The organism is Bacillus chungangensis (assembly GCF_030812995.1).
Classification (GTDB): Bacteria; Bacillota; Bacilli; order Bacillales; family Bacillaceae_C; genus Bacillus_CF; species Bacillus_CF chungangensis.
On sequence record NZ_JAUSTT010000025.1, the window covers coordinates 31,394 to 57,383 of the forward strand.

Sequence of the window (25,990 nt, forward strand, 5' to 3'; positions counted from 1 at the left end):
ACAAGCATTCTAGCTCTATTTTAAACAATCTTGACTCAATAGTAAAAGAATGTTATTTGTTTCTTATTTTCATGACATCTTAAATCCGTGCATATCGGCTAATATTTAACAACACGCCAATTGCAAGCAGCATGAGGGTAAGAGACGAGCCGCCATAGCTTAGAAAAGGAAGCGTGATGCCTGTTACAGGAATAAGCCCTGTCACAACACCAATATTTATCATTACTTGGATCGCGATCATTGAAATGATGCCAACCGCTAGAAAGCTTCCATATAGATCCGGGGCTGACAGGGCAATTCGAATCCCGCGCCATAGCATGAGGGCAAAGAGCAATAGCACAAAACTTGCTCCAATGAAGCCTAGCTCTTCAGCAACAATCGAAAAAATAAAATCTGTTTGTGGTTCGGGCAAATAAAAGAATTTTTGGATGCTTTCGCCCAGCCCTAAACCAAATAGCCCCCCTGGACCAATTGCATAAAGGGATTGAATGATTTGAAAACCACTTTTTAATGGATCTTGCCATGGGTCTAAAAAAGAAGTAATGCGATCCATACGATAAGGTGCGGAAAGAATAAGGCCAACAAACCCACTAATGCCAAGCATCCCTAAAACAGCAAAATGCATGATTCTTGCCCCCGCAATAAAAATCATAATGACACATGTGCCAATCATCACTGTACCAGTTCCTAAATCGGGCTGGAGCATGATCAATCCAAACGCTAAAAAAACGAGCGACAACGTTGGCAAAAGCCCTTTTTTAACTGTTGTGATATGTTTTTGATGCTCAGATAAAAACTTTGCTAAAAAAACGATCATTGCAAGTTTAATAAATTCGGACGGCTGAATCGAAAAAGCACCAACGCCAATCCAGCTTCTTGAACCATTTCTTTCAAGGCCAATTCCTGGAATTAACACAATAATTAGAAGTAAGAAACAAAAGATGAGCAGAGGCTTGGACCACTTTCTCCAAGTCCAAAAGTCAATGCCCATCATAAAAAACATGGCAACTACTCCAATGCCTGCAAAAAGCATTTGTCTTTTAGCGAAGTAAAGAGAATCTTGAAACTTGTAATCTGCCCAAACGGCGCTTGCACTGTACACCATAATCAAACCAATTGCCAGCAAAGCTAAAGTAACGAACAACAGCATAAAATCGGGATTTGTTTTTTTAAATGGCAAGTTCTACACCTCGGGAGGACATATTAGAGCTTTACTAGAAATGAGAGCCCTTATAAAAGCTTATGCACTGCATCAATAAAAATATCACCGCGTTCTTCAAATGTTCGATATTGATCCCAGCTCGCACAAGCAGGAGATAATAGAATGACATCCCCTTCATCAGATAACTCATAGGCTGCAGGAACAGCCTTTGCTACATTATCGACACGCTGAATCATTTCTATTCCTGCATCTCGTCCCGCCTGTTCAATTTTTTCTGCTGTTTCCCCAAAAGTAATCAATGCCTTAACATGGGATAATACTGGAACAAGTTCAGTAAATTCATTTCCCCTATCAAGGCCTCCCGCTAACAAAATCGTTGGTGCGTGAAATGCTTGTAAAGCTTTTTTCGTTGCTAATATGTTCGTCGCCTTTGAATCATTATAAAATAAGCGTCCTGCGATTTCACAGACAAATTGTGTTCGATGCTTGACACCTTGAAAAGATGTTAACACTTGGCAAATAGCTGTATTGCTTACTTGACTTAATTTTGCTGCTGCAATTGCAGCAAGTATATTTTCAAGATTATGGCTGCCTGGAAGGACGATGTCTTGCTGTTCTATCACCTTTTCACCACGAAACATGATTACACCATTCTTTACGGAACAGCCATTTTCAATATATCTCGAAGCAGAAAATGGGATCACTTGTGCTGTGGTTTTTTCCGCTGCTTTCATTATCATTTTTTGATCGCCATTTACAATAAAATAGTCTTGCTCATGCTGGTTGCCAGTAATATTTAATTTCGTTTCTGCATAAGCTTCTCTTGTCCCATGGTAGTCAAGATGAGCATCATAAATATTTGTGATAACCGCAATATTTGGACGAAAAGCAGAGATCCCCATTAATTGAAAAGAAGACAGCTCCATTACGATTGTCTCCTCTTTTTTGGCTGTTTCTGCTACAAATGAGGCAGGCGTCCCAATATTACCAGCAACAAGCGGTTTTTGCCCATCTGCTGCCAGCATTTCATAAATTAATGTAGTCGTAGTCGTTTTTCCGTTAGTACCAGTAATCCCAATGATATTTGCTTCCGAAACAAGATAAGCAAGTTCGACTTCAGTGATAATTGGAAGCCCTTGTTCCCTCGCACGAGATACTAATGGATTCGTATACGGTATGCCAGGATTTTTCACCATTAGCTCAAATCCCTCATCTAATAAAGCGAGTGGATGCTCGCCGCATATCACTTTAATCCCCTTTTCCAGCAACCCTTGAGCATCGGGATTTTCAGAAAAAGGTTTATAGTCATTGACTGTTACAAATGCTCCAAGCTTATGTAAAAGAAGCGCAGCACTAACGCCGCTTTTTGCAAGTCCTAGAACTAATATTTTTTTATGTTTGAATTGATTGATCATTTTCACTTTACATCCACACCTCAATATAAATTCCTAAAACAGCACAAAGAAAGCCTACCGACCAGAACGTGACAACTACTCTCCATTCCGACCAGCCAACAAGCTCATAGTGATGGTGCAGTGGACTCATTTTAAAAATCCTTTTACCCGTCGTCTTAAAGGATATCACTTGTAGAATAACCGATAGGGTTTCAATGACGAAAACACCGCCAATAACGACTAATATGAGTTCTAAATGTGTCATTAATGCAATTGCTGCGATGGCACCGCCCAAAGCGAGAGAACCGGTATCGCCCATAAACACCTTTGCTGGATGAGCATTAAAAACAAGAAAACCAAGTACACTCCCAACAATTGCGACTGAAAATATCGCAATATCGTACTGTGACTGATTCCATGCTAAAACGGCAAACGCACCAAAAGCGATTGCTGCAGTTCCTGAAACAAGGCCGTCCAGCCCATCCGTTAAGTTAACGGCATTAGAAAAGCCTACCAACCAAAAAACAACAATCCCAATGTATAGCCATCCCATCTCAATAGATGCATCAGTAAACGGGAGCGATATCGCTGTAGAAAATCCCTGCCACTTCATGATGAGAAAAAAAACAATTGAAATAAGCAATTGTCCAATAAGCTTCTGCTTTGAAGTGAGGCCTAAATTTCTTTTCATTGCGACTTTAATAAAGTCATCTAAAAACCCGAGAAGACCAAAACCAACTGTAACAAAGAGCAGCAAGTAAATCTCAGTACTCCATTCGGAAAATAACCCCGTCATCGTCAAGGCTGTAATAATGATGGAGAAAAGAAAGACAATCCCGCCCATCGTCGGTGTTCCTTGCTTTTTCTGATGCGATTTCGGCCCCTCTTCCCGAATGCTCTGACCAAACTTTAGTCTTCTTAAAAAGGGAATAAAGATCGGAGAAAGCAAAACCGTAGCCAAAAATCCCATCAAGATTGTATATAAAATAACCTTTTCAAACAATATTATCCCCTGCCTGTCTTTTCTCGGTATATATTGATCGTTTTGCGCAATAACGCACGTTCATTTTTACAAGCTAAATCATATGTTATTTTTTCGTTGTTATTTGTATAAAACACAAAATGTGTCACATTATCTTCCATTTCTTTCTCAATTTTCTCCATGTATACGTCAGCAATTTGTAAAAATGCTTTTAGCGGATTGCTCACGAAAAAGACTGGGAAATGGATAGGCAAGCTAGCAGGCAATGGAGTGTTTTTTTCCCATACAGCAGCAACAGCTCCATTTTGAATTGCTGTGCTTAACACTTTGCCTTTATCTTCAGAAAGTGGAATAAATAATCCCATTTTTTGCTGAACAGAGGCATCAATGGAGACCATCCTAAAGAAAAAGTTACGCAAATCATAACCGCTTGTATAAGGAAACAAAGAAGAAACTTCACAATACAAAAGCATGTGTATTTGCTCCTTTCACCCTATTTTAAGAAACCGCCTAAAACACTACCTGCATAAAACGATCTATTAGAGAGAATGCTTTATTCATAAAATATTTACTCCAACTAGACGTTCTTCATTGCTTTAAGTGCTACCTTGCGATCATCAAAATCAAACACTTGATCCCCGATAATTTGATATGTTTCATGACCTTTTCCAGCGATTAATACGACATCTCCAGCTTGAGCAGACCGGATCGCTGCAAATATGGCTTCTTTACGATCGGTTATCGCTTCATACTGCTTGCCAACAACACCTGCTTCCATTTCTTCAATAATTGTTCTTGGATCTTCGCTCCGAGGATTATCAGAAGTAAAAATTGGATTTGTCGCATATTCACAAGCAATTTTTGCCATTAAAGGCCGCTTTGTCCGATCGCGATCCCCGCCGCAGCCAACGACAACAAAAATCCTTTTCTCAGCAAACTGCTTTATTGTTGTCAGTACATTCTTAAGGCTGTCAGGTGTATGAGCATAATCGACGATTACAGTATATGGTTTCTTCCCATCCACCTGCTCAAAACGGCCAGCAATTGCGGTCATCTTTTCCATTGACGCTACAATAGAAGGGAGAGGAAGTTTTGCTGCAAATCCGCAAGCAATAGCAGCCAGTACATTGTAAACACTAAATTTTCCAATTAACTGCAAGTTCACTGGCATACTTCCTGTCGGAGTTGTCAATGTAAAAGTTGTTCCTTTTGCATTCATTTTAATATTTGTTGCCATAATATCTGCATCATGATCGATTCCATATGTTATCACGTGGGCGGCAGTACCTACTAAATAGTCAGATGCTGCTTCATCATCAGCATTCATAATCGCAACTTTCGGCTTTGTAAATGAGTAGGTATTTCCTAATTGAGAAAATAACAGCCCCTTCGCCTGTTTGTACGCTTCCATCGTTTCATGGTAATCGAGATGATCTTGAGTTAAATTGGTAAAAATTGCAATATTAAAATCACAGCCGTAGACCCTTCCTTGGATAAGTGCATGAGAAGAAACCTCCATGATGGCTGTTTCGACATTTGCATCACACATTTGTCGAAATGTTTGCTGAAGGGTTAAACTGTCTGGTGTTGTATTGACCGTTTCTAAAATTTCTTGGCCAATTTTTCGATACATTGTTCCAATTAATCCAGTTTCCTGCCCATTGTCTCTAAGCATCTGTTCAATTAAATGACTAGTTGTCGTTTTTCCATTCGTACCAGTAATACCAATCAAACGCAACTGTTTAGTAGGCTGTTGATAAAACGCATCCGCTAGTATTGCCATCGCTCGTTTAGTGTCGTTAACGATGATAACTGGAACGGCAATATTAACTAAAGGCTTTTCAGAAACAATAGCTGCCGCCCCTTTTTTCACAGCAGCTTCAGCAAATTGGTGGCCGTCAAACTTACTTCCTCGGATACAGATAAATAGGCTGTCAGCTTCTACCTTGCGATGATCTTGAGTCAATGCTTTAATCTCTGGATTGTCTACTGGCATCGCTTGAAAGGGGAGAGCTTGCAATAGTGTATGTAATTTCATGACTCCAATCCTTTCTGTTTGATCAAGAGCAGTGCACAACTACTCCATTAATCCATTCTTTAGTGCTTTCATATTTGCTTGAACCTCATTGGAAGCATTCAATCGATTTGCAAATGAAAAGCTTCACAACTATCGAACGCTTCCTTTCCGTTAGTAATATAAACCATGAGGCCACATTTTCATTCATAGATGTTTTTCTATTTTAACGGCAAGCGGACTTTCTTTATTATATAAAAAGTGGAAAGTTTAGCAACTAGCAGCGTGCAGTTCTTTTTCCACTTTTCATCTTAAAGAAGGGGAACCAATGCCTCCTTATTACTTTAACATGTCAGAAAAAAGTTTGAAATCAATTCTTCATTTTAGGAAAACACGTATAGTAGAGCCTGCTTCGACTTTCACACCTGGTTCTGGCGCTTGACCGATTACAATTTCTCCTTCGCCTTCGACATCAAGCTGTAAATGATCTTGTTGCTCTAAAAGCTCTTTCTTTGTTAATCCAATTAAATCAGGAACTTCTATCATAACTGGATCAAGCCAAGACGTTTCTTTTTCGAGCTGCCCTTTTCGAGGTTTAACTTCTAAAGCTCTGAGGCTATCTTCCATTATGTTGCCAACGATAGGTGCAGCGACTGTTCCACCAAATTGAACGGTTCCTTTCGGATTGTCAACGGCAGCATAAATAACAATTTGTGGATCATCAGCAGGGGCAAAGCCAATAAAGGAAACAATATGATTGTTTTTTAAATAAACGCCATCTTTTGCTTTCTGAGCTGTTCCTGTTTTTCCTCCAACTCGAAATGACTCAATAAAAGCATTTCTGCCAGTACCTTGTGCAACAACGCTTTCTAATGCATGCCTCATTTTCTGTGAAGTTTCGCTTGAAATCACCTTTCTTTTTGCTGTTGGCGATTTCCTCATGATTACTTCTCCAGTCACAGGATCTACTAGCTCTTTCGCAATATAAGGCTGATATAAAGTACCGCCATTTACTGCTGCGGCAACAGCGGCTACTTGCTGAATCGGCGTTACCGAAACCCCCTGTCCAAACGAAGTCGTTGCTTGCTCCACTGGCCCAACGCGATCAAGATTAAATAGTATTCCAGTTCCTTCTCCAGCTAAATCGATCCCTGTTTTGGACCCAAATCCAAATTTTTTAATATACTCGAACAATTTTTCTTTTCCTAAGCGCTCTCCAAGTTCTACAAACCCAGGGTTACAAGAGTTTTGCACGACTTCTAAAAATGTTTGGCTTCCATGTCCACCGCTTTTCCAACAGCGCAGCTTTCTGCCTCCTACTTTCGCATGACCCGGGTCGAAAAAATGATCATTTTCCAAATTTACTTTTCCTTCCTCTAATGCTGCGGCCAACGTAATGATTTTAAAGGTGGATCCAGGCTCATACGTACTCCATATCGGTAAATTGCGGTTATAAATTTCTTGTGGTACTGTCTGAAATTCTTCTGGATGAAACGTTGGCCTGCTCGCCATACCAAGTATTTCCCCATTGTTTGGGTTCATAGCGATAGCAATAATCCCATCAGGATTGTATTTTGCTTCTGCATCATCCAACTCTCTTTCCATTATCGTTTGAATTTTAGAGTCAATTGTCAGCTTTAAATGTGCCCCATCAACTGGAGCATCATAATCATCAGACATATCCGGCAATCTTCTTCCTTTTGCATCTGAATAAAACTGGACAGAGCCCCGTTCTCCGCTAAGTTCCTCATCATAGGAAAGCTCCAAGCCCATGAGCCCTTGATTATCAATCCCAGTAAAGCCAAGTACATGAGATAAATAAGCGCCAAATGGATAATGCCGCTTAGAGTCTTCTGCAATGTACACACCCTTTAGCTTTAAGGCGCGAACTTCATTTGCTTTTTCAAAGGAAAGCTTGCGACCCTCTGGAATTCTTTCAATCATAGATTGTTTTGTTAAATATTGATATGCTTTTTCCACAGACATATTTAAAACCCTAGCAAGCTTTTCAGCCGCTTCAGCTGGATTTTCAATTTGGCGCGGAACGACATAAACAGTAGGTGCACTTTGATTTGTTGCTAAAGCAACTCCATTCCGATCAATTATTTCGCCGCGTTCTGGTTCGAAAGGAATATTTCTACTCCATAAATCTCGAGCTTTATCCGTAAGCATATTGCCCATAAAAAATTGTACATAGCCTAAACGCACGTTAATAATAAAAAAAATGAATAAACCGATAAGCAGAGTGATTGTTAACCTTCTCCGAACAGTAACAGCTGATACCCTTTTCACAAAACGAACCCCCTCATTTTTCGGCTCGTTCTACTATATGCCTGTACAAAATTCAATAGAACAGCCCTTCCTTACTTGAAAGGGCTGTTCATCTTTATACAGCTAAAAGGTAAAAACTCGTTGGATCTTCTAAACAGTCTAAGTAGAATCTCATTGGATCCGCAAAAGAAGATCACTCACTCAGCAGCAGCTTCGTTCTCTTCCATATCCGCTTCTTCTTCCTCCTCTTCTGCTGCCTGCTGTTCTAATAACTTCTCTTCGTATGTTTTAAAGTTAACAACTAATTGGTCCCCTTTTTTAATTGGAGAGTCTGCTTTCAAATTTTGCTTCACAACATAACCATTACCAATCATATTTATTTTTAAATCGGCTAATTCAGCTACTTTTAATACATCACGCTTAGACCAATTTGTCATATCCGGAATAGACAACTTACCATCAGCCTTTAGGATCATGCGCTCGCCTTCTATCAGTGCCGTATTCGAAAGCGGCAATTGCTGAACAACCTTATTGCCTTTTCCGATAACAACCGGCTCTAATCCTGCATCACTTACTGTTTTTATTGCCTTTTCAACTGTCATTCCTGTTAAGTCAGGAACTTCAACAGTACGCAATTCACGGCCTTTTTCAGGTTTAATATTTAGATACTGCAAGCTATTTTTAACAACTGGGTTAAAAATCATTGACACTGGGACACTACCATTTTCATTATTTGCTAGTTTGGGACGATCGACTACTACATACATAATTAATTTCGGATCATCTTTTGGAGCCATCCCAAGAAAAGAATATAAAAACTCATTTTTTAAATAATCTGTTCCATTTGAATCAGGCACTTGTGCTGTTCCCGTTTTTCCTGCTATCGAATATCCTTCAAGATTGAATATTTTCCCCGTACCATGTTCACTAGTAACAGTAGTTTCCAAAATATTTCGCACTTCTCTGGCAGTTTCTGCACTAATCGGGGTATCAACAACTTTAGGCTTCGTCTCTTCAACGATTTGATCATTTGGGTCTACAACCTTTTCAACAACATAGGGCTTCATCATTTTCCCATCATTTGCTATCGCACTCATCGCTTGTACCATTTGGATCGCATTCACGGTTGTTCCTTGACCAAAAACTGTTGTTACCTTTTCAATTGGATAATTATATAAAATTTTACCTGAAGCTTCATTTGGGATGCCTATTTGTGTTGGTACACCAAAATGAAAGCGATCTAAGTATTCCCTAAATGTTTCTGTTCCCATTGCATTTAATAGTCGTGCAAAAGCTGTGTTAGAAGAACGTTGGATGCCTTCTAAATAAGTGATAGGTCCCCATCCTATTCCTTTATTATGGTCTCTAACCTCATCAATTCCAACTTTATAGGTTCCTGATTCAAAGAATGCATTCCCATTATAGACACCTTCTTCAATGGCAGCTGCCAATGTGAATGCCTTCATTGGTGAACCTGGCTCAAAGGTTGTTTCAACTAATTCATTCAACCACGATTCTTCAATCCCGTCACGTGTCATTGGATGAAAAGTGGGACGCTGCCCCATCGCGAGAATCTTTCCTGTTTTTGGATCAGCAACTATTGCCATCATTCTTTCAGGGTCATACTTCTCATTTACCTGTGTCATTGTATCTTCTAAGAAAGCCTGTATTTTTTTATCAATCGTTAAATAAATATTACTTCCATTTTCTGGTTTTTCCACCTTTTTATCTGTATTTGGTAGTAGATAACCCCATAAATCACTGCTATAATGAATAAAACCATCTTTGCCGCGCAACACATCATCAAACGTTTTTTCGATTCCCATTTTTCCAACCGTTTCTACCTCTTCATTTTCTCCTTGTTCCTTTTGCGCATAGCCAATTAAATGAGAAGAGAAAACACCGTTAGGATAAAATCGTTTTGAATCGCTTGTGAATATAAGCCCTGGAAGCTTTAAAGCTTCTATTTCCTTTTTCTTTTCGTAGGATAAATCCCTTCCTGCGGCGCCAAATTCAACTTGAACGCGGTTTTCCTTCGTCAATAGCTCATATATTTTATCAGCTGGCATATCGATTACCTTTGCTAGCTTTTTTGCAGTTTTTTTCGGGTCAACAACGTGCTTCGGTTTACTTTTATTCGTTGTCATTTTACTATCCAAAATCGCAATGAGTGTATAGGCAGGAGTGTCTTCAGCGAGAATATTGCCCTTATGATCATAAATATTTCCTCGTCGAGCAGGTATCACAGCATTTCTTTCATACTTTTGTTCTGCCTTCTCAGCAAGTACTCGCCCCTCAACTTGCCCAGTCAATTGGATAGTAAAAAATCGAATGAGGATGACAAAAAAGAGCAGACCAAATATTAAAAATAATAGTGCTGCTCCCGCATTCATATTCTTTTTCTTCCCCTTCATTTCTTGTCAACAACCTTAACATTATTTTCTTTCAAATCAAAACCAAGCTCTTTCGCTTTTTTCCAAATTCTTTCTGCATTGCTCAATTCTCTCACTTGCTGTGTTAAATTATTGTTTTCCTTTCCTTGCTCTACTATCTTTGTTTGTGTATCTTGGATATCTTTATTCACTTGATAAATTGCTGCTTGAGTGGAGATAATTTTAACTGCCATGAAACAAACGACGCCAATCACTAATATGGCTAATAATCTTTCACCAGGTGTGACACGTATCCGTGTTGGCCTCGGCTTTGTCTGTGATTGTATTTCTGGTTGTTGTATATGTATTTCTTCTTGCTCCTGCTGCTTATGTGCCAGATTGCTCATGATTCTCCCTCCAATCTCCTATAGAGATCTTTCTTTATCGTTTCAGTGAAAAGTTTGCTGCTTGTTTCAAAAACCAACTGTTCAAAAAAGTATCGTAAAAATTTGAACAAGAAGTAATAAGAGCAGCAATAAAGATTTTTATAAAAAGTAATGATTGAGTCTAACCTTCGTTTGCTTGTTTTTCTGCAATGCGAAGTTTAGCTGATCTTGCACGATTATTTTCTTTTAGTTCAGCCTCGCTTGGCAAAATTGGCTTTCTTGTGATTAACTTTAGAACCGGTTTAGCATGTTCTGGAATCACTGGCAAGCCTCGTGGCAATGTCGGACCAGTACTTGCATCTTTGAAAATCGTTTTACAAATTCGATCTTCTAACGAATGGAACGTAATCACACTGATTCTGCCTCCTGAACGCAAAAGACCGATCGCTGATTTAAGCGACTCCTCAAAAGCCGAAAGCTCATCATTCACTGCAATCCGAATCGCTTGAAAAATTCTTTTTGCAGGATGTCCGCCTTTTCGTCGAGCTGGTGCAGGAATTCCCTCTTTAATAAGCTCAACAAGTTCACCTGTTGAATGAATAAGTTTCTCCGACCGAGCAGCTTCAATTTTTCTTGCAATCTGTTTAGAAAATTTTTCTTCTCCATATTGGAAAAAAATTCGCACCAAATCTTCATACGGCCAGTGATTGACAATATCATAAGCGGAAACATCACTGGAACGATCCATTCTCATATCTAGCGGCGCATCATGGTGATAACTAAATCCTCGCTCTGGAACATCAAGCTGCGGAGAAGATACGCCAAGATCATATAAGATCCCGTCTACTTGCTCCACATGACGAGCTATAAGCTCATCCTTTAAATGGCGAAAATTTTGTTTAATATAAATCACTTGATCTTCGTAAGCAGCGAGCTTTTCTTGAGCATTTAACAGTGCTGTTTCATCTTGATCAAACACATATAGTCTGCCAGCTTTTGAAAGCTTCGACAGCAAATAGGCGCTATGCCCTCCACCTCCAAGTGTACAATCGACATAGATGCCATCTGGCTTTATATTCAGTCCATCAACTGTTTCCTTTAATAATACTGTCGTATGCTGGAACATCTTTCTTCCCTTTCTTGCCATATGGGCACAAACTTTTAAAGTGCTCGACTCACCGCTTCGATGGTAGAGATTCCTAGTGAACTACTCACCACTTATCGACCTTACGGTCTGATTAAAGTGGGAGAATTCTTTTCGGAAATCCAGTTAAAATAGAAGCTTGCATCTAATATACTGAATTACTCAAATATCGAAACCAATCATATTCTCGGCAATTTCCGCAAACGATTCCTCCGACTCCATGAAATACTCTTCCCATAGATGCTTGCTCCATATTTCAATTCTATTAGACACACCTAAAACAACGCATTCTTTTTCAAGTGCTGCATATTGAAGGAGTGTCGCAGGCAAATTCACTCTTCCTTGTTTGTCTATTTCACACTCTGTTGCTCCTGAGAAAAAAAATCGCGTAAATGCACGTGCATCTTTTTTCGTTAGTGGGAGCGTTTTTAATTTACTTTCTAATTCTTTCCATTCGGATAAAGGATAGCCAAATAAACATTTATCCAATCCTCTTGTAATGACAAACTGTTCACCGAGATGTTCACGAAATTTTGCTGGGATAATCAAACGGCCCTTTGAATCAATGTTATGTTGATATTCACCCATGAACATAACGGTGTCCCCCACTTTCTACGATAACTTTACCACAATCCCCCACATATCACCACTTGTTTTTTAAAATTCTCCCCCCTTGAACAGAAAAATGTTACTTTTTGATCAGAAAAAAAACTGGCTTACTCAAAGCCAGTTTGTAAATGCTAAATTTTGATTATTTGGTGGGTTCCATCAAAACGATAAGGAAGATCGGTTAAGTTTTGAATCAAGCTAGGGCCATAATGATTCAAATAGTAAAAAACATTCCAGATTCTCTCTTGAGGAGAATCATGAGGATAAAGATAACGTTCCACTCTTGCATACTTTTCTAAGGTGACATCGTGCTTCAGCTCTAAGCGTTCGAGCGTTTTTCGCTGCAAAAAATCAATTTGCTGAAGATGAAACTCTTTATTTTTCTCTACAAGCGGCAGCATGCCTTTATCCAGCTCCTTGATTTTCTGCTGAATCTGTTTATACTGCATACCTAAAACATGCTTTGTTTCTTCTAAAAGACTATTTAAATCCTTATCTATGATCGTATCCCAATATGCATGTCTTTCCGCTTTCGTTCCTTCTTGAAGGACCCGTTCCAGCGGTAATTTCAGCTCTTTCATATCAGAATCCAGAGCGCTCGTTAGAAGTGTCATATTCAAACGAGGAACAAGAGGAGGGATCATGCCATCCATTACTTCAAATGCTTTTTTTAGCTCTGCCCAATACATCATTTCTCCAGGACCTGCGATAAAAGCTAGTGTAGGAAATAACCATTCTTGCATGAGCGGTCTAGTAGCAACGTTATTACTGAATAATGCCGGATTTTGTTCAAGCTGAAGAAGCAATTGCTGCTTTGTCATACGGAGATCCCCATTCTTTCCTATATAACATTGATCTTGAGGATCAAAACTGAGGAGCACCCGTTCATTTTTTTCGTAGTAAAAGATATTTGCTGCATACTCTTCCATTTCAATTGCCTTGCTAAAGTGATTTTGTACAATCATTTCTTGCTGTTCTAAGACAGCTGCTGTTATCTCGCTATGATTTTCAATTAGCTGCTTGAAAAATGGTTTTTCGAGTTCTCGCAAAGGTTCAAAAGCAGAATCTATAATAAGCAAACCTTCATGTTTAAACATATCCATCACTAGATAAGCAAAGAAATCTACAATTGTTGAAGTATTAGCAATTGCCTGTTCTACCGATGCAAGCACATCTTTTGTATAGCTTGTTTCACCGAACGTCTCAAATATATTTTTTACCCATTTGGTCAACAGTTTTTTGTCAAATATAATATCAGAGGCCATCTTTTTGCCAACAGATTTATCTGAGTAACCAATTTTTTCTATCTTTCGATTTTTCTCGACAAACACATGGTTAATTTCTAGAAAATCATGATCTTCTCCTGCAATCCAAAAGATAGGAACGACCGGTTTTCCTAGCTTGTCTGTTTCTTGTTTTGCAAGATGAATAATCGAAATAATTTTATGTATCGTATATAAAGGGCCTGTTAAAAGACCTGCTTGTTGTCCACCAATCACAACAGCAGATGCTTCATTTTGGAGCCTTGCTAAGGACGCTTCTGTTTCTTGTGCTTGTGGGAACCGGCTCATATAGTGCTTGATGCAGGCAGCCAGCTTATCACGCTGAAATGAACGCTGTTGCAAATCTTCATATCTATCAGCAAAAACGCTCTCCTTCTTCCATTCATAATGAAAAAAATCCTTGACAGGCTGTTTTTGCTCTATATAGAGGGAAGCAAAACGGTTGACTGCTGGAATCATGATGTTTTCTAATTCCATAAAATGTACTCCCTTTCTTCTTTATCAAATTGTTCTGCATCGAGTATAGCAAAAGCGTACATGAAATGAAAAAAAGTTGCTTATCATGAAAACGATTTCTACCCTTTGAAAAACCGCCCCGTAAAAATAAGGACTCTAAAAAAGTGTATAAACGCTTAAATTCAGGAGAATAAATCAGTAAATTTTCCCTTCCTTTTTAAATAGCAGTAGAAAAAATTTTTTCATCAGCACGCTGCATACTAGACTCGTGATAAATAGAAGGTATCAGTTATTCATTATTATTCAATGCGAGAACAAACTTTATTTCGTGCAAATACAGCAACTGCTGAAGTCTTGTGAATTTTTAGCAATCATTAAGTATTTGCGAACCCCTCAACTATTTTTTTTATCAATCCAAACAGAAGTAAAAAAAAATAGACGGAGCTGAAGACCAAAAAATGTATCCGCCAATATCCTCTCAACACTTTTCCAATATGAATTTCTTTTTTTGTTTTCCAATGAAAAAAAACTAGAATAATACCAATAATAAACATCATAATAAATAGCAGCCAAAGATAAGATACTGACCAAATAACAATCATTAAATAATGGACCGAAAAAATAAGCAGCAGCGTAGTAAAATCAATTCCGATATATTTTGCCATCCGGTGATTTTTTGTCGTTTGCTTCACACATACAAAAATAATGAGATAACCTAGAAATGGAAAAATCATTAATACCGCAAGCAAGTTAGAAAAAAAAGCGCTCATTTTTTATGTTCTCCCCTCTCTCTCCTTCCCTTTTATGACATGATATAAACTCCATGTGATCGGGATTTCTCGCCCTTCTTTTTCTCCTTTGTCTAAAATAAACCCTAATATCCCCTCTATTTCTGTTTTTCGGCCGTTTTCTACATCTTTTAACATCGAAGAATGATTATCCTTTGTATTTGTACAAATTTGTATGATCATTGTCTTCATTTTCTCACGATTAATTTGTGGAAACAACTCGATGAACTCTTCAAAAAGCGCCAAAAGAAGTTGATAATAATGTTTATTATGAATGAGTCGGCCATTTTCGACACCTAACGTTGCTGTAAGTGGATTAATAGTCGCATTGACTAATAATTTTTGAAGAAGCATTATCTCATTATTTTCATGGTATACAAATGGAAAAGAAGCAGATTGCATATCAATTAGCTCCGCTATTTTCTGAAGATCACCTCTGAAAACAGCGATATTCGTTTGGCCGACTCCGTTATGCTTGACACATTGTTCTGTCACTTTTGACGCACCATGTTCAACCGTCGCTACAAAAACTTGGCTGTGCGGCAATTTCTCAAGCACCTCTAAATGACCAAGCCCATTTTGCAAAAAGATAAGCGGTGTATGTATGGGAATGGAAAGCAGCGTATGAACAAGTCCTTGTATATGGTATTGTTTTACGGCTATTATGATACAGTCTTGTTCTGAAAAGTCGTGGCAATTTGCTGTTGCCTTTACAGAAGCTGTAAACTTTTCATTGTTTTTTTGTACCGTAATGCCTATCAATTGCAGCTGAACTGCTTGCTCCTTGCGGCGAACCATCATTGTAGTTTGATGTTTTCTTCCTAAATATCCGCCAAACAAAAGACCAATTGCACCGCCGCCAATTATCCCAATCCTCATCCTTATCGCCTCTGCTTATGCATTTTATCCGCGCTTGTAAAGACTAGAAAATGAACACATTAAAAAATTAGAACCCATTTTCCAGTTTACAAAAACATCATATGTTAACTTTATTCTAACAAATATATAGTTAATCGGATAGAGAAATTGTGCGAAGGGTCCATGTTATTTCTTAAATGCAATTGCGTCAATTGAGGAGGCAATCATACGATAAAGTAATAAATCCCAAATTGTACAGGAGAAATTCTTTTCAATATGAAAGCTCCTCGAAGCATGAATTATTTATTGTTCTGTTAAAAACCAGCAGTTATCCTTTCGCGGCTAAGGTTAAATCAGTGGAGGTTCTCTCATCCCCCACTGAAGTACAACAAGGGCTAAAATCGCCTAGCGTCCTCGAAAAAAGAAACCGCTTTTTCTTCGTGCAATGTATCGCCACCAATCGGACATTTAACTTTTTGTTATCCCCTACCTAGCACTTCTAATGTGTGGGAGGCTTGATTGAGATGTGGGATAAAAGAATAACCGCATTTCAATTCATAATAGCCTTTATACTGGATAGACTGGATGTTTTCGTGTACTAAAATGAATTTCTTTTGTTTCATATATATTGAAACGTTCTATTAATGTCTTTCGCAAATCATTTGGGGCAATAATTTCATCAACGATCAACTCGGAGGCAAGTGTAAAAATATCAATATGTGCTTCATATTCTTTTTGCTTATCTTGAATAAAAGCAAGACGCTCTTTAGGATCGTCGATAGCTTGAATTTTATTTGAATACACCGCATTAACTGCTGCTTCAGGGCCCATTACCGCAATTTGGGCAGAAGGGAGCGCAATACAACAATCTGGTTCAAATGCGGGACCAGCCATTGCGTAAAGGCCTGCTCCGTAAGCTTTGCGTACAATGACAGATATTTTTGGAACAGTGGCACTACTCATCGCTGCGATAAACTTCGCGCCGTGACGTATAATCCCCGCTCTTTCCACTTTTGTTCCAATCATAAAACCTGGAACATCCGCCAAAAACAGAAGGGGAATATGAAAGGCATCGCATAGTTGAATAAAGCGAGCACCCTTGTCAGCGGAATCAACAAATAAAACGCCTCCTTTTATTTTAGGCTGATTAGCAATGATACCGACAGCACGGCCGCCAATGCGGGCAAAACCAGTAATTAACTCTGGGGCAAAAAGCTTTTTCATTTCGAAGAAGCTATCCTGATCGATCAAAGTCTCGATCCCTTCATACATGTCAAAAGGAGCGTTTTGATTAGTCGGAATAATTGCTTCCAGCGAACGGCCTTTCTTCGGTTCTAACGCCTCAAGCATTGCTGGCTTCTCCTTATAATTAGCTGGAAAATAAGAGAGATACTTTTTTGCTTGTATAATTGCCTCTTCTTCGTTACTAACTAAAAGATCTCCACATCCGCTAACCGAACAATGCATGCGAGCTCCGCCCATTTCTTCTAAACTAACTTTTTCTCCGATTACTTTTTCAGCCATTCTTGGAGATCCAAGGTACATGGAAGCGTTTTTATCAACCATAATGACAATATCACAAAATGCTGGTATGTATGCACCACCGGCAGCTGAAGGGCCAAATAAGAGACAAACCTGAGGGATCACTCCTGAAAGCTTGACTTGGTTATAAAATATTTTTCCTGCTCCACGGCGGTTAGGAAACATGTCTAACTGATCTGTAATTCTTGCCCCCGCCGAGTCTACTAAATAGAGAAGCGGCAGTTTTAATCTTTCAGCAGTTTCTTGCATACGAATCATCTTTTCTACTGTTCTCGCTCCCCAAGATCCAGCTTTTACAGTTGAATCATTTGCAATCACACAAACCTTCTTCTCATTTACTTTTCCAATTGCAGTCACAACGCCATCAGCCGGCAAACTCTCGGAATTTGCATTTGCAAACAATCCGTCTTCTTCATATTGGCCATTATCGAAAAGTAATTCAAGCCGCCTTCTCACGAACATTTTTCCTTGGTTCGCTAACTTATCATGATACTTTTGGGCACCGCCAGCTTTAATAGCTTCGCGACGGTTCTCTAATAATTCTGACATATGTGGTACCTCCTTTTATATCTTCCCTTATGCGTCTATCAAAATGGAGAGATTATATGTAAGCACCTCTCATTTATTTACGACGCTTCCCTTTTTATGATTAGTGGTCTATCAAAAAGTTGCTTTTACATCGTTCAACACTCGTTCCATCAATAATGACAGAATACTTAAATTTACTGGAGCAGTTTCATTCCGGAGCATACGATCTGCTTGTTTGTTTATGACCGCTTTTTTATTTGTGCAGTTAAGCTGGTTGTATACGTTCCCTCTGCAAAACAATGATTATAAAGCACTTCCAAAAGGAAAGGGATATTTGTTTTAATGCCTTCGATTTTTGTAGTCTTCAAAAAATGAATCATTTTGTGCAAACAGTCACTGCGATTTTGTTCATGTATAATGCATTTTGCAATCATTGGATCGTAAAATGTTGTGACTTCTGAAGCTGCAGTATATCCGCTGTCAATGCGGCAGCTTGGCACTTCTCCCCATACTAATGTCTTAATGACTCCAGGCGAAGGATAGAAAGTATGTGGATCTTCAGCATAAATTCGACATTCTAAGGCATGGCCTTTTGGAACAATTTCAGCTTGCGATAATGGCAGCTTTTCACCTGCTGCAACTAACAACTGCCATTTTACTAGATCAAGCCCCGTAATCGCCTCTGTAATTGGATGTTCTACCTGAAGGCGAGTATTCATTTCTAAAAAATATATATTTTCCTGTTCATCAACAATGAACTCAATCGTTCCTGCATTTTCATACGCAACTGACTTTGCAGCCTCTATTGCAAGCCTATACAATTTATCCTGCGTCATGCTTGATAACTGTGGAGAGACTGCTTCTTCCAGCACTTTTTGATTCCTGCGCTGAACGGAGCAGTTACGTTCATAAAGATGAACAATATTTCCATATTGATCTCCAAAAATTTGAACCTCTATATGACGGGCGTTTTCGATACATTTCTCAATAAATACGCCATCTGTACCAAAATAAGCTTTAGCTCGTGCTTTCGTTGAGGAAAAATGTTGATTGAGCGCTTGCTCATTTGCGCAGCGCACCATTCCGACTCCTCCGCCCCCTCCACTCGCTTTAAGCATCACTGGATATCCGATTGCTTTTGCAATTTTCTGTGCTTCTTCAAGATGATCCACATCGCCATTGCTGCCGGGTACGACTGGAATTCCCGCTTGCTGCATCGTTTTTCGTGCTGCAATTTTATCTCCCATTTTTTCGATTGTTTCTGTTAACGGTCCGATAAATTTCAAACCCGCATTTCTAACCTTTTCTGCAAATAAGTGATTTTCTGATAAAAGTCCATACCCAGGATGGATGCTATCAACTCCTTCTTTCAATGCTAAAGCAATGATTGCATCCATATTTAAATAAGACTGGCTAACTGGAGAATCGCCAATTCTATACGCGGCATCCGCGTCATGGACAAAAGGCAGCGATGCATCCGCATCAGAATAGACAGCTACTGTTTCTATATCCATTTTTTTACACGTCTGAATGATTCTTGAGGCAATTTCTCCTCGATTGGCTATTAACACCTTTTGCAAGTTAAAACCCCTTTCTGATTGAATTTTCTTCCACTCTTCTATGAATAATTTCTACAAAAAAACTAAAAATCCTCCTAAAAATGCAACCGCTTTCTTCTTTACGTAGAGATATTTTTTATAGTTTAGTATATAATCATGTTAGGAAATCACTTTAAGTGATTCTTTTCATCCGCAACCTATTCTTCACCGTTCTCTCCAACTCCTTGTAGGGGAATGGGAGAAACGACTTTGAACATTCACCTGCATGAAACAAAATCCTGAAGGGGATAAGGACAAAAATTAGCGTAATGTAAAGGGGGCTTTTTTTCATGCCTATGAAAGTGGAAAAATTAAAAATCAATTACAAAACGTTAGAGGAATTTAAAAAATTTAAAGAGTATGGTGCACAAGAACTTTCAATGCTTGAAGATTTACAAATGAATATGATCGAAGATGATTCTGACTCGCCTTTTTATGGCATCTACTATGGCGATAAGCTTGTAGCAAGAATGAGCCTTTATCAACGAGATGCCAAATATGATTTATATTTCGATCCACCGCAAAATTACTTAGAACTATGGAAACTAGAAGTACTTCCAGAGTATCGTAGAAAACATTATGGAAAAACCCTAGTTGAATTCGCCAAAAAGTTTGAATTGCCAATCAAAACAAATCCACGCTTAAAATCAGACGAATTCTGGAGTAAAATGGGTTTTCAGCCAGTGACATATGACATGCAGCGTGATCTTGGAGAAAACCCTTTAGTTTGGTATCCAGAAGGCGTTAGTGAACAAGCATTAAAGGAATAATGAAAATGAATGAACAATAAGATCAACCAACTGGTAAATTACTTATTATGAAAGAAACAAGATCGAAATCCTATTTTTTCTTCCTTCAGCGGAGAACACTCCACTGAAGGAAACTACTTTTCTATACGTTGTAAATTTCCGTTTTTATCCATTTGAAAACGAATCTTATCTTGATGCTCCTCCTCTTCTAGCATTGCTAACTTTCTCGCCTTATCAAGAATAATTAACAAAGAAGAGTGGTCTTCAACTAATGTTCTGTAATCATGCTTATATTTTTCACAACTTGCTTCCATTTGCTTTACCGTTTCATTTAATGTTTCGACTTTCTTTTTTAAAGCCTTGTTTTGTTCGTACAAATATTCTTTCTCATCTTTCAAGCTGCTTAAATATTGAAATACCTCCGACAATGTCCATTGCTGCTTATCATTGTTAACCTCTGTTTCTACTTGTTTTACAATCCTATTAGAATCTTCTTCATTTTTCTTTAAGCTGTTCTTTCGTTGTTTTTTTGCTAGCTCAATCCCTGCTTTATACTGCTTTCTTACATATGAATTCCAGCGAAATCCACAAGCTGCAGCCGTTCGATTGACTTTTTTCCCAACTTTCTCAAACGCCTGAAGCTGTGTTCCACCTTCTCTAATATGTTTCAGAACAGTATCTGCTAACATCAAGTCTTCATCTTCTGTCCATGCATCTTGACGAGTAGAAGTCACATCTATCCCTCCTGCCGTTTTAGCTCACCTTCACTGTTTGCTTGAAATTTCCCTTTATACAGCGTATGCGATTGCTAGAAGAGATAGGACTATATCTTACAAACTAAAAAAAATCGTGAAGATGGTTCCTTCACGATTTTACAAGCTTCAAAGCATAAATGAATTGCTAATATTGCATCCCATGCTTCTCTTAATTATTTACAACTTCTTTGCCTTTATATGTTCCACATGCTTTGCAAATGCGATGTGCTAACTTCATTTCTCCACAATGAGAACATTCTACCATACCTGGCACTTGCAGTTTAAAATGAGTACGGCGTTTTCTTTTTACTGTTTTTGATGTTCTTCTTTTAGGTACAGCCATTCTACCCACCTCCTTAAAACATTCAATAAGTTTCTTTATTCTTTGTTTTTAGAAAAGAAATCGGCTAACCCTGCTAATCGCGGATCAACTTTTTCTTCATTCTGCTCTTGTCCATTGATTTGATCTTCTGTAAGAACCTTCCAATCATGTCCTGATGGAAGTGTAGAAGCGTTTTTAGCTTGTTCGCTAAACACTTGCATTGGAACTTCTAAAAGAAGCAACTCTTCAATGATAGGGATAAGATCAATAACATCCCCATTTATAAGATGATATCCTGCTTCAGTATTCTCTATCTCATCCATAGGTTGAAGTAAGAATACTTCCATTGTTTCAACCTCAATCGGATAGCGGACGTCTTCTAAAGTACGTGCGCAAGGCAAGACGAAATAACCGTTTAGTTGCAAGTAACATGTTATCTTTTGCTCGTTCACATTTATTTTGCCTTTTACATGGATTGGTGAAAGATCTCGGATATCTGGGTGTCGTTTCTGAAGGCTTTCTGTTATATTGATTTCTTCATCGATTTCCAGTTCTCTATCTTGCAATTTTTTTAATTGAATGATGGACCATTTCAATACTATCACCTCAAAGCAACAAAAGTAATTATAGACTTCATCCCACCATTTGTCAATATTATTTCTTTACATTCAAACCTCGGTTTGTCTTATTATGATGTTTCAGAGCACAACATGTACGAAAGTGAGACTTCTAACGGTAGGAGCTTTCAATCATTTCGTGATGTCATCGAAAAAGAATAAGCATTTTTTATTCGTACATGCTGATTAATAAAGTGAAACTTCCGTGAGTGGGGGTTTTCTCTCATCCCCCACTCATGGTTAGTTGAACCAATCGGACATTTGACTTTCAGTTATCCCCCACCTATACTTCTTCGATCCCTCTTACTCCCCGAGGTGGGGGTCTTACTGCCAGTTAGATGTGGGAGAAACTTTCTTATCCTGCCGGAATAGAAATGACATGTGAAAGAAATTCACTTCTGCAACCATCACTCAAATCTAGAAAAATCTAGATTACTTCGACTCCATAAAAAGTAGGGATAAGGATCTTCACTTGCCATATATGTGGGAGAAAAAGCATTCCTTACTAGCATCCCCAGAAAGGAAAAAACCATCGCTAGTTTTCTCTATATTCCTAAATAAAGGGACAATTCGTTTATTTTTTGATAGTGATCGTATAGGATCTCAAGCTAAAAACCAATGCAACCGAAAAAGAAAAGTCACTTTCTCTTCATGCATTATATTGCTTTCAAAGCGTTCTTGCTATCTCAGCTAAAACAAAGCGCCATCAAGAAAGAAGAACGCTTTTCTTCGTGTGTTCTAAGACAAGAAGTTCAAGGCCTAGCTATTAGACACATTTGACTTTCAGTTAGACTGCGGTCATTTCTTTGGTTTGCTAGTTAGATGTACGATATATGATGTTGTGATATGATATAGTGAAATCTCCCTCCCCATCTCTTAAAAAATGTGCATACAGCATCTAGAGTGAAACCTACTGAGCAATTCACATGCTTACATCATGAAAATGTTGCTCATGTACTAGAAGCGCATATCCTGACCATTTAAAAGCGACGACAAATTCAAGTACGTTTGAATACGATGATAAGGAGGAATAGCACATGAGAAGTGTTGGACTTATAGTTGAATATAATCCTTTCCATAACGGACACCTCTACCACCTGCAGCGAGCGGCACAACAAACTGGTGCAGAGGTCGTTATCGCTGTGATGAGCGGTCACTTTTTACAACGCGGCGAGCCAGCTCTCACATCCAAATGGTCGCGAACTAAAATGGCATTGTTAGCAGGGGTTGATTTAGTTGTTGAGCTTCCATATGCTTTTGCCGTTCAAAAAGCAGAGACATTTGCTTTTGGTGCTATTTCTATTTTAGATGCTTTAAAAAGTGATGGTTTTTGTTTTGGTAGTGAATCTGGAAAAGTAAAGGCATTTATGCGTACATACGAAACCATAACCAAACATAAGCAAGATTATGATGCTGCGATCCGTACTGCAATTAAAAAAGGGATGAGCTACCCTGCCGCTCTTTCTCAAGCATTTTTGTCTTTAGGACAAACGGAACAATTAGTAGATTTGTCTCAGCCAAATAATATACTTGGCTATCATTACATTGAAGCCGCCATGGAAATAAACAGCAACATGAAGGCGGTTACGATTGAACGCAAAAATGCAGGATACCATGACGAAACCTTAACAACTGAACAAATTGCCAGTGCGACAGCTATTAGGAAAGCGCTCGTCGAAACTGGAGAGCTGACTTCGATTATGAACTATGTCCCCGCAACAACTTATGAAGAACTGCACCACTATCTCGATACTTATAAACAGTACTCAAATTGGGAACATTATTGGCCATTTTTACAATATCGACTATTGCACATGACAGAAGAAGAGACTGCAGCAATATATGAAGTGGAAGAAGGACTAGAATATCGCCTAATAAAAATAGCGGCTGAGGCAAACAGCTTTCAATCTTTCATGAGTAAATTAAAAACAAAACGCTATACTTGGACAAGACTGCAGCGAATGTGTGTACATATTTTAACAAATACAACAAAGACTGCGATGGCAGAACATGCAAAAGAAATCAAGTATCTTCGGCTGTTGGGGATGAGTCAAAAGGGAAGAGCATATTTACAGCAAATAAAGAAAAAACTCAACATTCCGCTTATCTCCAAGCTTTCCGCTTTCCCTAAAGAGAAAATTTCTCTCGACATTCATGCATCTTCTATATTTGCCCAAGGTTATCAAGAACCAGCACGGATGCGATTAAGACGCTTAGAATACGAACAGCCTCCGCTTTTTGTATCTCGCAATGTATGATGGATGCTAAAGGAAAAAGCCAGTGTCTTTTCACTGGCTTTTTCTTAAACGCACTAGGATTTATTTTTATCTAAACTTCCTAAAAAGAGAAGCGCATCATCAAAAGTTTTTACAGGTACAATCTTCATATTTGTTCCAATATCTTCAGCAGTCTTCTTCGCTTCCTCATAATTTGTTAAGACATCAGGATGATCTTTCCATTCATCCGGAATTTCATCATCAGGGGCAAAAAATAAATCTGCACCAGCACGATGCGCTGCCACAACTTTTTGATCAATGCCGCCAATTCTGCCGACTTCTCCGTTTGGAGAAATCGTTCCTGTTCCTGCAATAAAATAACCGTGTGTAATATCTTCTTCTGTTAATTGATTGTATATTTCGAGGCTAAACATGAGACCCGCAGAAGGTCCCCCGATGCCCTCTGTATCAACATGAATTGCTGGATCAGTATGCATCTCACGATCATCTACTAACTGTACTCCTATTCCAACTTTGTCACTCGTATCGTCAAAAGCAGCAACTGCTATTTCCTTGGTCATTTCTTTATCATTACGCAAAAATGTAATGCGAACGATATCATCTGCTTGTTTTTTTCCAACATAATCGATAAATTCTTGCGAGGCACTAAACTGATGACCATCCACCTTTATAATTCGATCTCCTGCTTTTAGCACCTTCGACGCAGGCATACCGTCTACTATTTTTAATACATATACTCCCTTATAATCAAAACGCACCTCTTTGTTTGCTTTTTCATAAGCAACTTGAACAGCATGATGCTTAGAGTTTTCCATATAATATAGTTGCCGCACGTTATATTCCTCTTCTGACTCCCCCTCTAAGCGCAAATCTTTTGTTGTTAGAATTTCTTCGTATTTATTGAAATGGGCTAACGCATACGTATAGAGATTCGCCTTTCCAATTTGCACTGTTGTCAGCATAAATGTCCCTGCTTCTCCTGTATTACCGCCTTCCACCTCAATCATCGGTTGTAATTCACGAGCAACTCCAGGCTTCTGTACAAAGTAAGGCAAGCGGTAAAATGATACAAGGACTAAAATAAACATAATGAGGAGTAGTCTGCGAAATAATTTGTTACGTTGCATTCGAGTTGGTCTCCTTCCAGTTTTCAATCACTGCTTTGATAGTAGGCAGCATCTGCTTTGTTGCATCTTCACCTATCATAATCATTTCTTTAGAATTTGTAAAAGCTCTTGTACTGAACATTTCAACATGTGGACGAATCATTACATCAGAAGCTAGCTCTCTTGTTTGAACCAGCTCCATTTGTAAAATATCAATGCTTTGCATGATCACATCATAAATCGTCTTTACATCTGCTTGTTTATTCACATGGGAAACATCGACAGCTATCACAATATCTGCCCCCATCTCTTTTACAACTGAAACAGGAACACGGTCAATCACACCGCCATCAACGAGCAGCGTGCCATTCCACTTTACTGGAACAAAAATACCGGGAATTGAAATACTGGCTCGGACAGCATTAGCAACGTTCCCTTTTCTAAAAACGACCTTTTCTCCTCGTTGAAGGTCTGTTGCGACAACAGAAACGGGAATATTTAAATCTTCCAAGTTTTTCCCGTGAGTAAACAAGCTAATAAAATCTTTTAGACGTTTTCCAGAAATAAACCCCATTTTCGGAACGGTCACATCGATAAAAAATTTCCGTTTAAATGCATATGAAAATTTAATCAGTTGATCTATTTCATGACCAGCTGCAAAAAAGCATCCAATCAAAGCTCCCATACTGCTTCCAGCAATGAAATCGATCGAGATATTATTTTCAGTCAGCACCTTTACTACACCTAAGTGTGCAAATCCTCTAGCTCCTCCAGATCCAAGTGCCAAACCAATTGTTGGTTCCATCATCATCTCCCC

Annotated in this window: 22 protein-coding genes; 2 read left to right on the forward strand and 20 right to left on the reverse strand. The window is 38.6% G+C overall.

The window, feature by feature from the left end; all coding sequences use genetic code 11:
- Nucleotides 1-79: 79 nt before the first annotated feature.
- From spoVE to J2S08_RS17620, 15 genes are all read right to left on the reverse strand, one after another.
- Nucleotides 80-1,180 carry a stage V sporulation protein E gene (gene spoVE / locus J2S08_RS17550; protein WP_307231842.1) on the reverse strand — a complete coding sequence of 367 codons (1,101 nt, stop codon included), beginning with the start codon at nucleotides 1,178-1,180 and terminating at the stop codon, nucleotides 80-82.
- 50 nt (nucleotides 1,181-1,230) lie between these two features.
- Entirely contained in the window at nucleotides 1,231-2,583 is a 1,353-nt protein-coding gene (murD, locus tag J2S08_RS17555) for a UDP-N-acetylmuramoyl-L-alanine--D-glutamate ligase (protein ID WP_307231844.1), read from the reverse strand.
- Between the two features lies 1 nt (nucleotide 2,584).
- Complete coding sequence (gene mraY / locus J2S08_RS17560) at nucleotides 2,585-3,559, reverse strand: phospho-N-acetylmuramoyl-pentapeptide-transferase (protein WP_307231846.1); 975 nt, start codon at nucleotides 3,557-3,559, stop codon at nucleotides 2,585-2,587.
- Nucleotides 3,560-3,561: 2 nt separating this feature from the next.
- Entirely contained in the window at nucleotides 3,562-4,011 is a 450-nt protein-coding gene (locus tag J2S08_RS17565; protein WP_307231848.1) for a hypothetical protein, read from the reverse strand.
- A gap of 104 nt (nucleotides 4,012-4,115) precedes the next feature.
- Nucleotides 4,116-5,576 carry a UDP-N-acetylmuramoyl-L-alanyl-D-glutamate--2,6-diaminopimelate ligase gene (locus tag J2S08_RS17570; protein WP_307231849.1) on the reverse strand — a complete coding sequence of 487 codons (1,461 nt, stop codon included), beginning with the start codon at nucleotides 5,574-5,576 and terminating at the stop codon, nucleotides 4,116-4,118.
- Between the two features lie 354 nt (nucleotides 5,577-5,930).
- Nucleotides 5,931-7,844, reverse strand: a complete 1,914-nt coding sequence (locus J2S08_RS17575) for a stage V sporulation protein D (RefSeq protein ID WP_307231851.1) — start codon at nucleotides 7,842-7,844, stop codon at nucleotides 5,931-5,933.
- A gap of 176 nt (nucleotides 7,845-8,020) precedes the next feature.
- Complete coding sequence (locus J2S08_RS17580; protein WP_307231853.1) at nucleotides 8,021-10,237, reverse strand: penicillin-binding protein; 2,217 nt, start codon at nucleotides 10,235-10,237, stop codon at nucleotides 8,021-8,023.
- Complete coding sequence (gene ftsL / locus J2S08_RS17585; RefSeq protein ID WP_307231856.1) at nucleotides 10,234-10,602, reverse strand: cell division protein FtsL; 369 nt, start codon at nucleotides 10,600-10,602, stop codon at nucleotides 10,234-10,236. Before ftsL ends, J2S08_RS17580 begins: the two co-directional genes overlap by 4 nt.
- Nucleotides 10,603-10,762: 160 nt before the next feature.
- Nucleotides 10,763-11,707, reverse strand: coding sequence for a 16S rRNA (cytosine(1402)-N(4))-methyltransferase RsmH (gene rsmH / locus J2S08_RS17590; protein WP_307231858.1), 945 nt, complete (start codon nucleotides 11,705-11,707; stop codon nucleotides 10,763-10,765).
- A 180-nt stretch (nucleotides 11,708-11,887) separates the two neighbouring features.
- Nucleotides 11,888-12,319 carry a division/cell wall cluster transcriptional repressor MraZ gene (gene mraZ, locus J2S08_RS17595; protein WP_307231860.1) on the reverse strand — a complete coding sequence of 144 codons (432 nt, stop codon included), beginning with the start codon at nucleotides 12,317-12,319 and terminating at the stop codon, nucleotides 11,888-11,890.
- 146 nt (nucleotides 12,320-12,465) lie between these two features.
- On the reverse strand, nucleotides 12,466-14,094 hold the full coding sequence (gene bshC, locus J2S08_RS17600) for a bacillithiol biosynthesis cysteine-adding enzyme BshC (protein ID WP_307231862.1): 1,629 nt from the start codon (nucleotides 14,092-14,094) through the stop codon (nucleotides 12,466-12,468).
- 353 nt (nucleotides 14,095-14,447) lie between these two features.
- Nucleotides 14,448-14,843, reverse strand: a complete 396-nt coding sequence (locus J2S08_RS17605) for a DUF3397 domain-containing protein (RefSeq protein WP_307231864.1) — start codon at nucleotides 14,841-14,843, stop codon at nucleotides 14,448-14,450.
- Between the two features lie 3 nt (nucleotides 14,844-14,846).
- The gene (locus tag J2S08_RS17610; protein ID WP_307231866.1) at nucleotides 14,847-15,740 is read right to left on the reverse strand and encodes a 2-dehydropantoate 2-reductase; all 894 of its coding nucleotides are present in this window, start codon (nucleotides 15,738-15,740) and stop codon (nucleotides 14,847-14,849) included.
- Nucleotides 15,741-16,286: 546 nt separating this feature from the next.
- Nucleotides 16,287-17,810: an acyl-CoA carboxylase subunit beta gene (locus tag J2S08_RS17615; RefSeq protein ID WP_307231867.1), complete on the reverse strand. Its 1,524-nt coding sequence runs from the start codon at nucleotides 17,808-17,810 to the stop codon at nucleotides 16,287-16,289.
- Between the two features lie 218 nt (nucleotides 17,811-18,028).
- Nucleotides 18,029-19,369, reverse strand: a complete 1,341-nt coding sequence (locus tag J2S08_RS17620; RefSeq protein ID WP_307231869.1) for an acetyl-CoA carboxylase biotin carboxylase subunit — start codon at nucleotides 19,367-19,369, stop codon at nucleotides 18,029-18,031.
- A gap of 308 nt (nucleotides 19,370-19,677) precedes the next feature.
- Here J2S08_RS17620 and J2S08_RS17625 point away from each other — a divergent pair, with 308 nt between their 5' ends.
- Nucleotides 19,678-20,157 carry an N-acetyltransferase gene (locus J2S08_RS17625; protein ID WP_307231871.1) on the forward strand — a complete coding sequence of 160 codons (480 nt, stop codon included), beginning with the start codon at nucleotides 19,678-19,680 and terminating at the stop codon, nucleotides 20,155-20,157.
- A 113-nt stretch (nucleotides 20,158-20,270) separates the two neighbouring features.
- Here J2S08_RS17625 and J2S08_RS17630 read toward each other — a convergent pair whose 3' ends face one another.
- The 3 genes from J2S08_RS17630 to J2S08_RS17640 form a co-directional block, all read right to left on the reverse strand.
- Complete coding sequence (locus J2S08_RS17630; protein WP_307231873.1) at nucleotides 20,271-20,870, reverse strand: RsfA family transcriptional regulator; 600 nt, start codon at nucleotides 20,868-20,870, stop codon at nucleotides 20,271-20,273.
- Between the two features lie 190 nt (nucleotides 20,871-21,060).
- The gene (gene rpmF, locus J2S08_RS17635; RefSeq protein WP_307231875.1) at nucleotides 21,061-21,234 is read right to left on the reverse strand and encodes a 50S ribosomal protein L32; all 174 of its coding nucleotides are present in this window, start codon (nucleotides 21,232-21,234) and stop codon (nucleotides 21,061-21,063) included.
- 35 nt (nucleotides 21,235-21,269) lie between these two features.
- Nucleotides 21,270-21,809, reverse strand: coding sequence for a YceD family protein (locus J2S08_RS17640; RefSeq protein ID WP_307231877.1), 540 nt, complete (start codon nucleotides 21,807-21,809; stop codon nucleotides 21,270-21,272).
- 1,058 nt (nucleotides 21,810-22,867) lie between these two features.
- Between J2S08_RS17640 and J2S08_RS17645 the strand changes: the two genes are divergently transcribed.
- A complete protein-coding gene (locus J2S08_RS17645; RefSeq protein ID WP_307231879.1) occupies nucleotides 22,868-24,088 on the forward strand; it encodes a nucleotidyltransferase in 1,221 nt (406 codons plus the stop codon).
- A gap of 53 nt (nucleotides 24,089-24,141) precedes the next feature.
- On the opposite strand, the gene J2S08_RS17650 is transcribed toward J2S08_RS17645, so the two are convergent.
- Together J2S08_RS17650 and J2S08_RS17655 are read right to left on the reverse strand one after the other, a co-directional pair.
- Entirely contained in the window at nucleotides 24,142-25,194 is a 1,053-nt protein-coding gene (locus J2S08_RS17650) for a SepM family pheromone-processing serine protease (protein ID WP_307231881.1), read from the reverse strand.
- Nucleotides 25,184-25,981 (reverse strand): patatin-like phospholipase family protein, encoded by a 798-nt coding sequence (locus J2S08_RS17655; RefSeq protein ID WP_307231882.1) that lies wholly within the window; start codon nucleotides 25,979-25,981, stop codon nucleotides 25,184-25,186. Before J2S08_RS17655 ends, J2S08_RS17650 begins: the two co-directional genes overlap by 11 nt.
- Nucleotides 25,982-25,990 lie beyond the last annotated feature (9 nt).

Bases quoted from the DNA above. Each gene is read 5' to 3' on its own strand.
- J2S08_RS17565 (WP_307231848.1), bottom strand. From the start codon at position 4,011: ATGCTTTTGTATTGTGAAGTTTCTTCTTTGTTTCCTTATACAAGCGGT.
- J2S08_RS17570 (WP_307231849.1), bottom strand. From the start codon at position 5,576: ATGAAATTACATACACTATTGCAAGCTCTCCCCTTTCAAGCGATGCCA.
- J2S08_RS17580 (WP_307231853.1), bottom strand. From the start codon at position 10,237: ATGAAGGGGAAGAAAAAGAATATGAATGCGGGAGCAGCACTATTATTT.
- ftsL (WP_307231856.1), bottom strand. From the start codon at position 10,602: ATGAGCAATCTGGCACATAAGCAGCAGGAGCAAGAAGAAATACATATA.
- rsmH (WP_307231858.1), bottom strand. From the start codon at position 11,707: ATGTTCCAGCATACGACAGTATTATTAAAGGAAACAGTTGATGGACTG.
- mraZ (WP_307231860.1), bottom strand. From the start codon at position 12,319: ATGTTCATGGGTGAATATCAACATAACATTGATTCAAAGGGCCGTTTG.
- bshC (WP_307231862.1), bottom strand. From the start codon at position 14,094: ATGGAATTAGAAAACATCATGATTCCAGCAGTCAACCGTTTTGCTTCC.
- J2S08_RS17605 (WP_307231864.1), bottom strand. From the start codon at position 14,843: ATGAGCGCTTTTTTTTCTAACTTGCTTGCGGTATTAATGATTTTTCCA.
- J2S08_RS17610 (WP_307231866.1), bottom strand. From the start codon at position 15,740: ATGAGGATTGGGATAATTGGCGGCGGTGCAATTGGTCTTTTGTTTGGC.
- J2S08_RS17615 (WP_307231867.1), bottom strand. From the start codon at position 17,810: ATGTCAGAATTATTAGAGAACCGTCGCGAAGCTATTAAAGCTGGCGGT.
- J2S08_RS17625 (WP_307231871.1), top strand. From the start codon at position 19,678: ATGCCTATGAAAGTGGAAAAATTAAAAATCAATTACAAAACGTTAGAG.
- rpmF (WP_307231875.1), bottom strand. From the start codon at position 21,234: ATGGCTGTACCTAAAAGAAGAACATCAAAAACAGTAAAAAGAAAACGC.
- J2S08_RS17645 (WP_307231879.1), top strand. From the start codon at position 22,868: ATGAGAAGTGTTGGACTTATAGTTGAATATAATCCTTTCCATAACGGA.
- J2S08_RS17650 (WP_307231881.1), bottom strand. From the start codon at position 25,194: ATGCAACGTAACAAATTATTTCGCAGACTACTCCTCATTATGTTTATT.
- J2S08_RS17655 (WP_307231882.1), bottom strand. From the start codon at position 25,981: ATGATGGAACCAACAATTGGTTTGGCACTTGGATCTGGAGGAGCTAGA.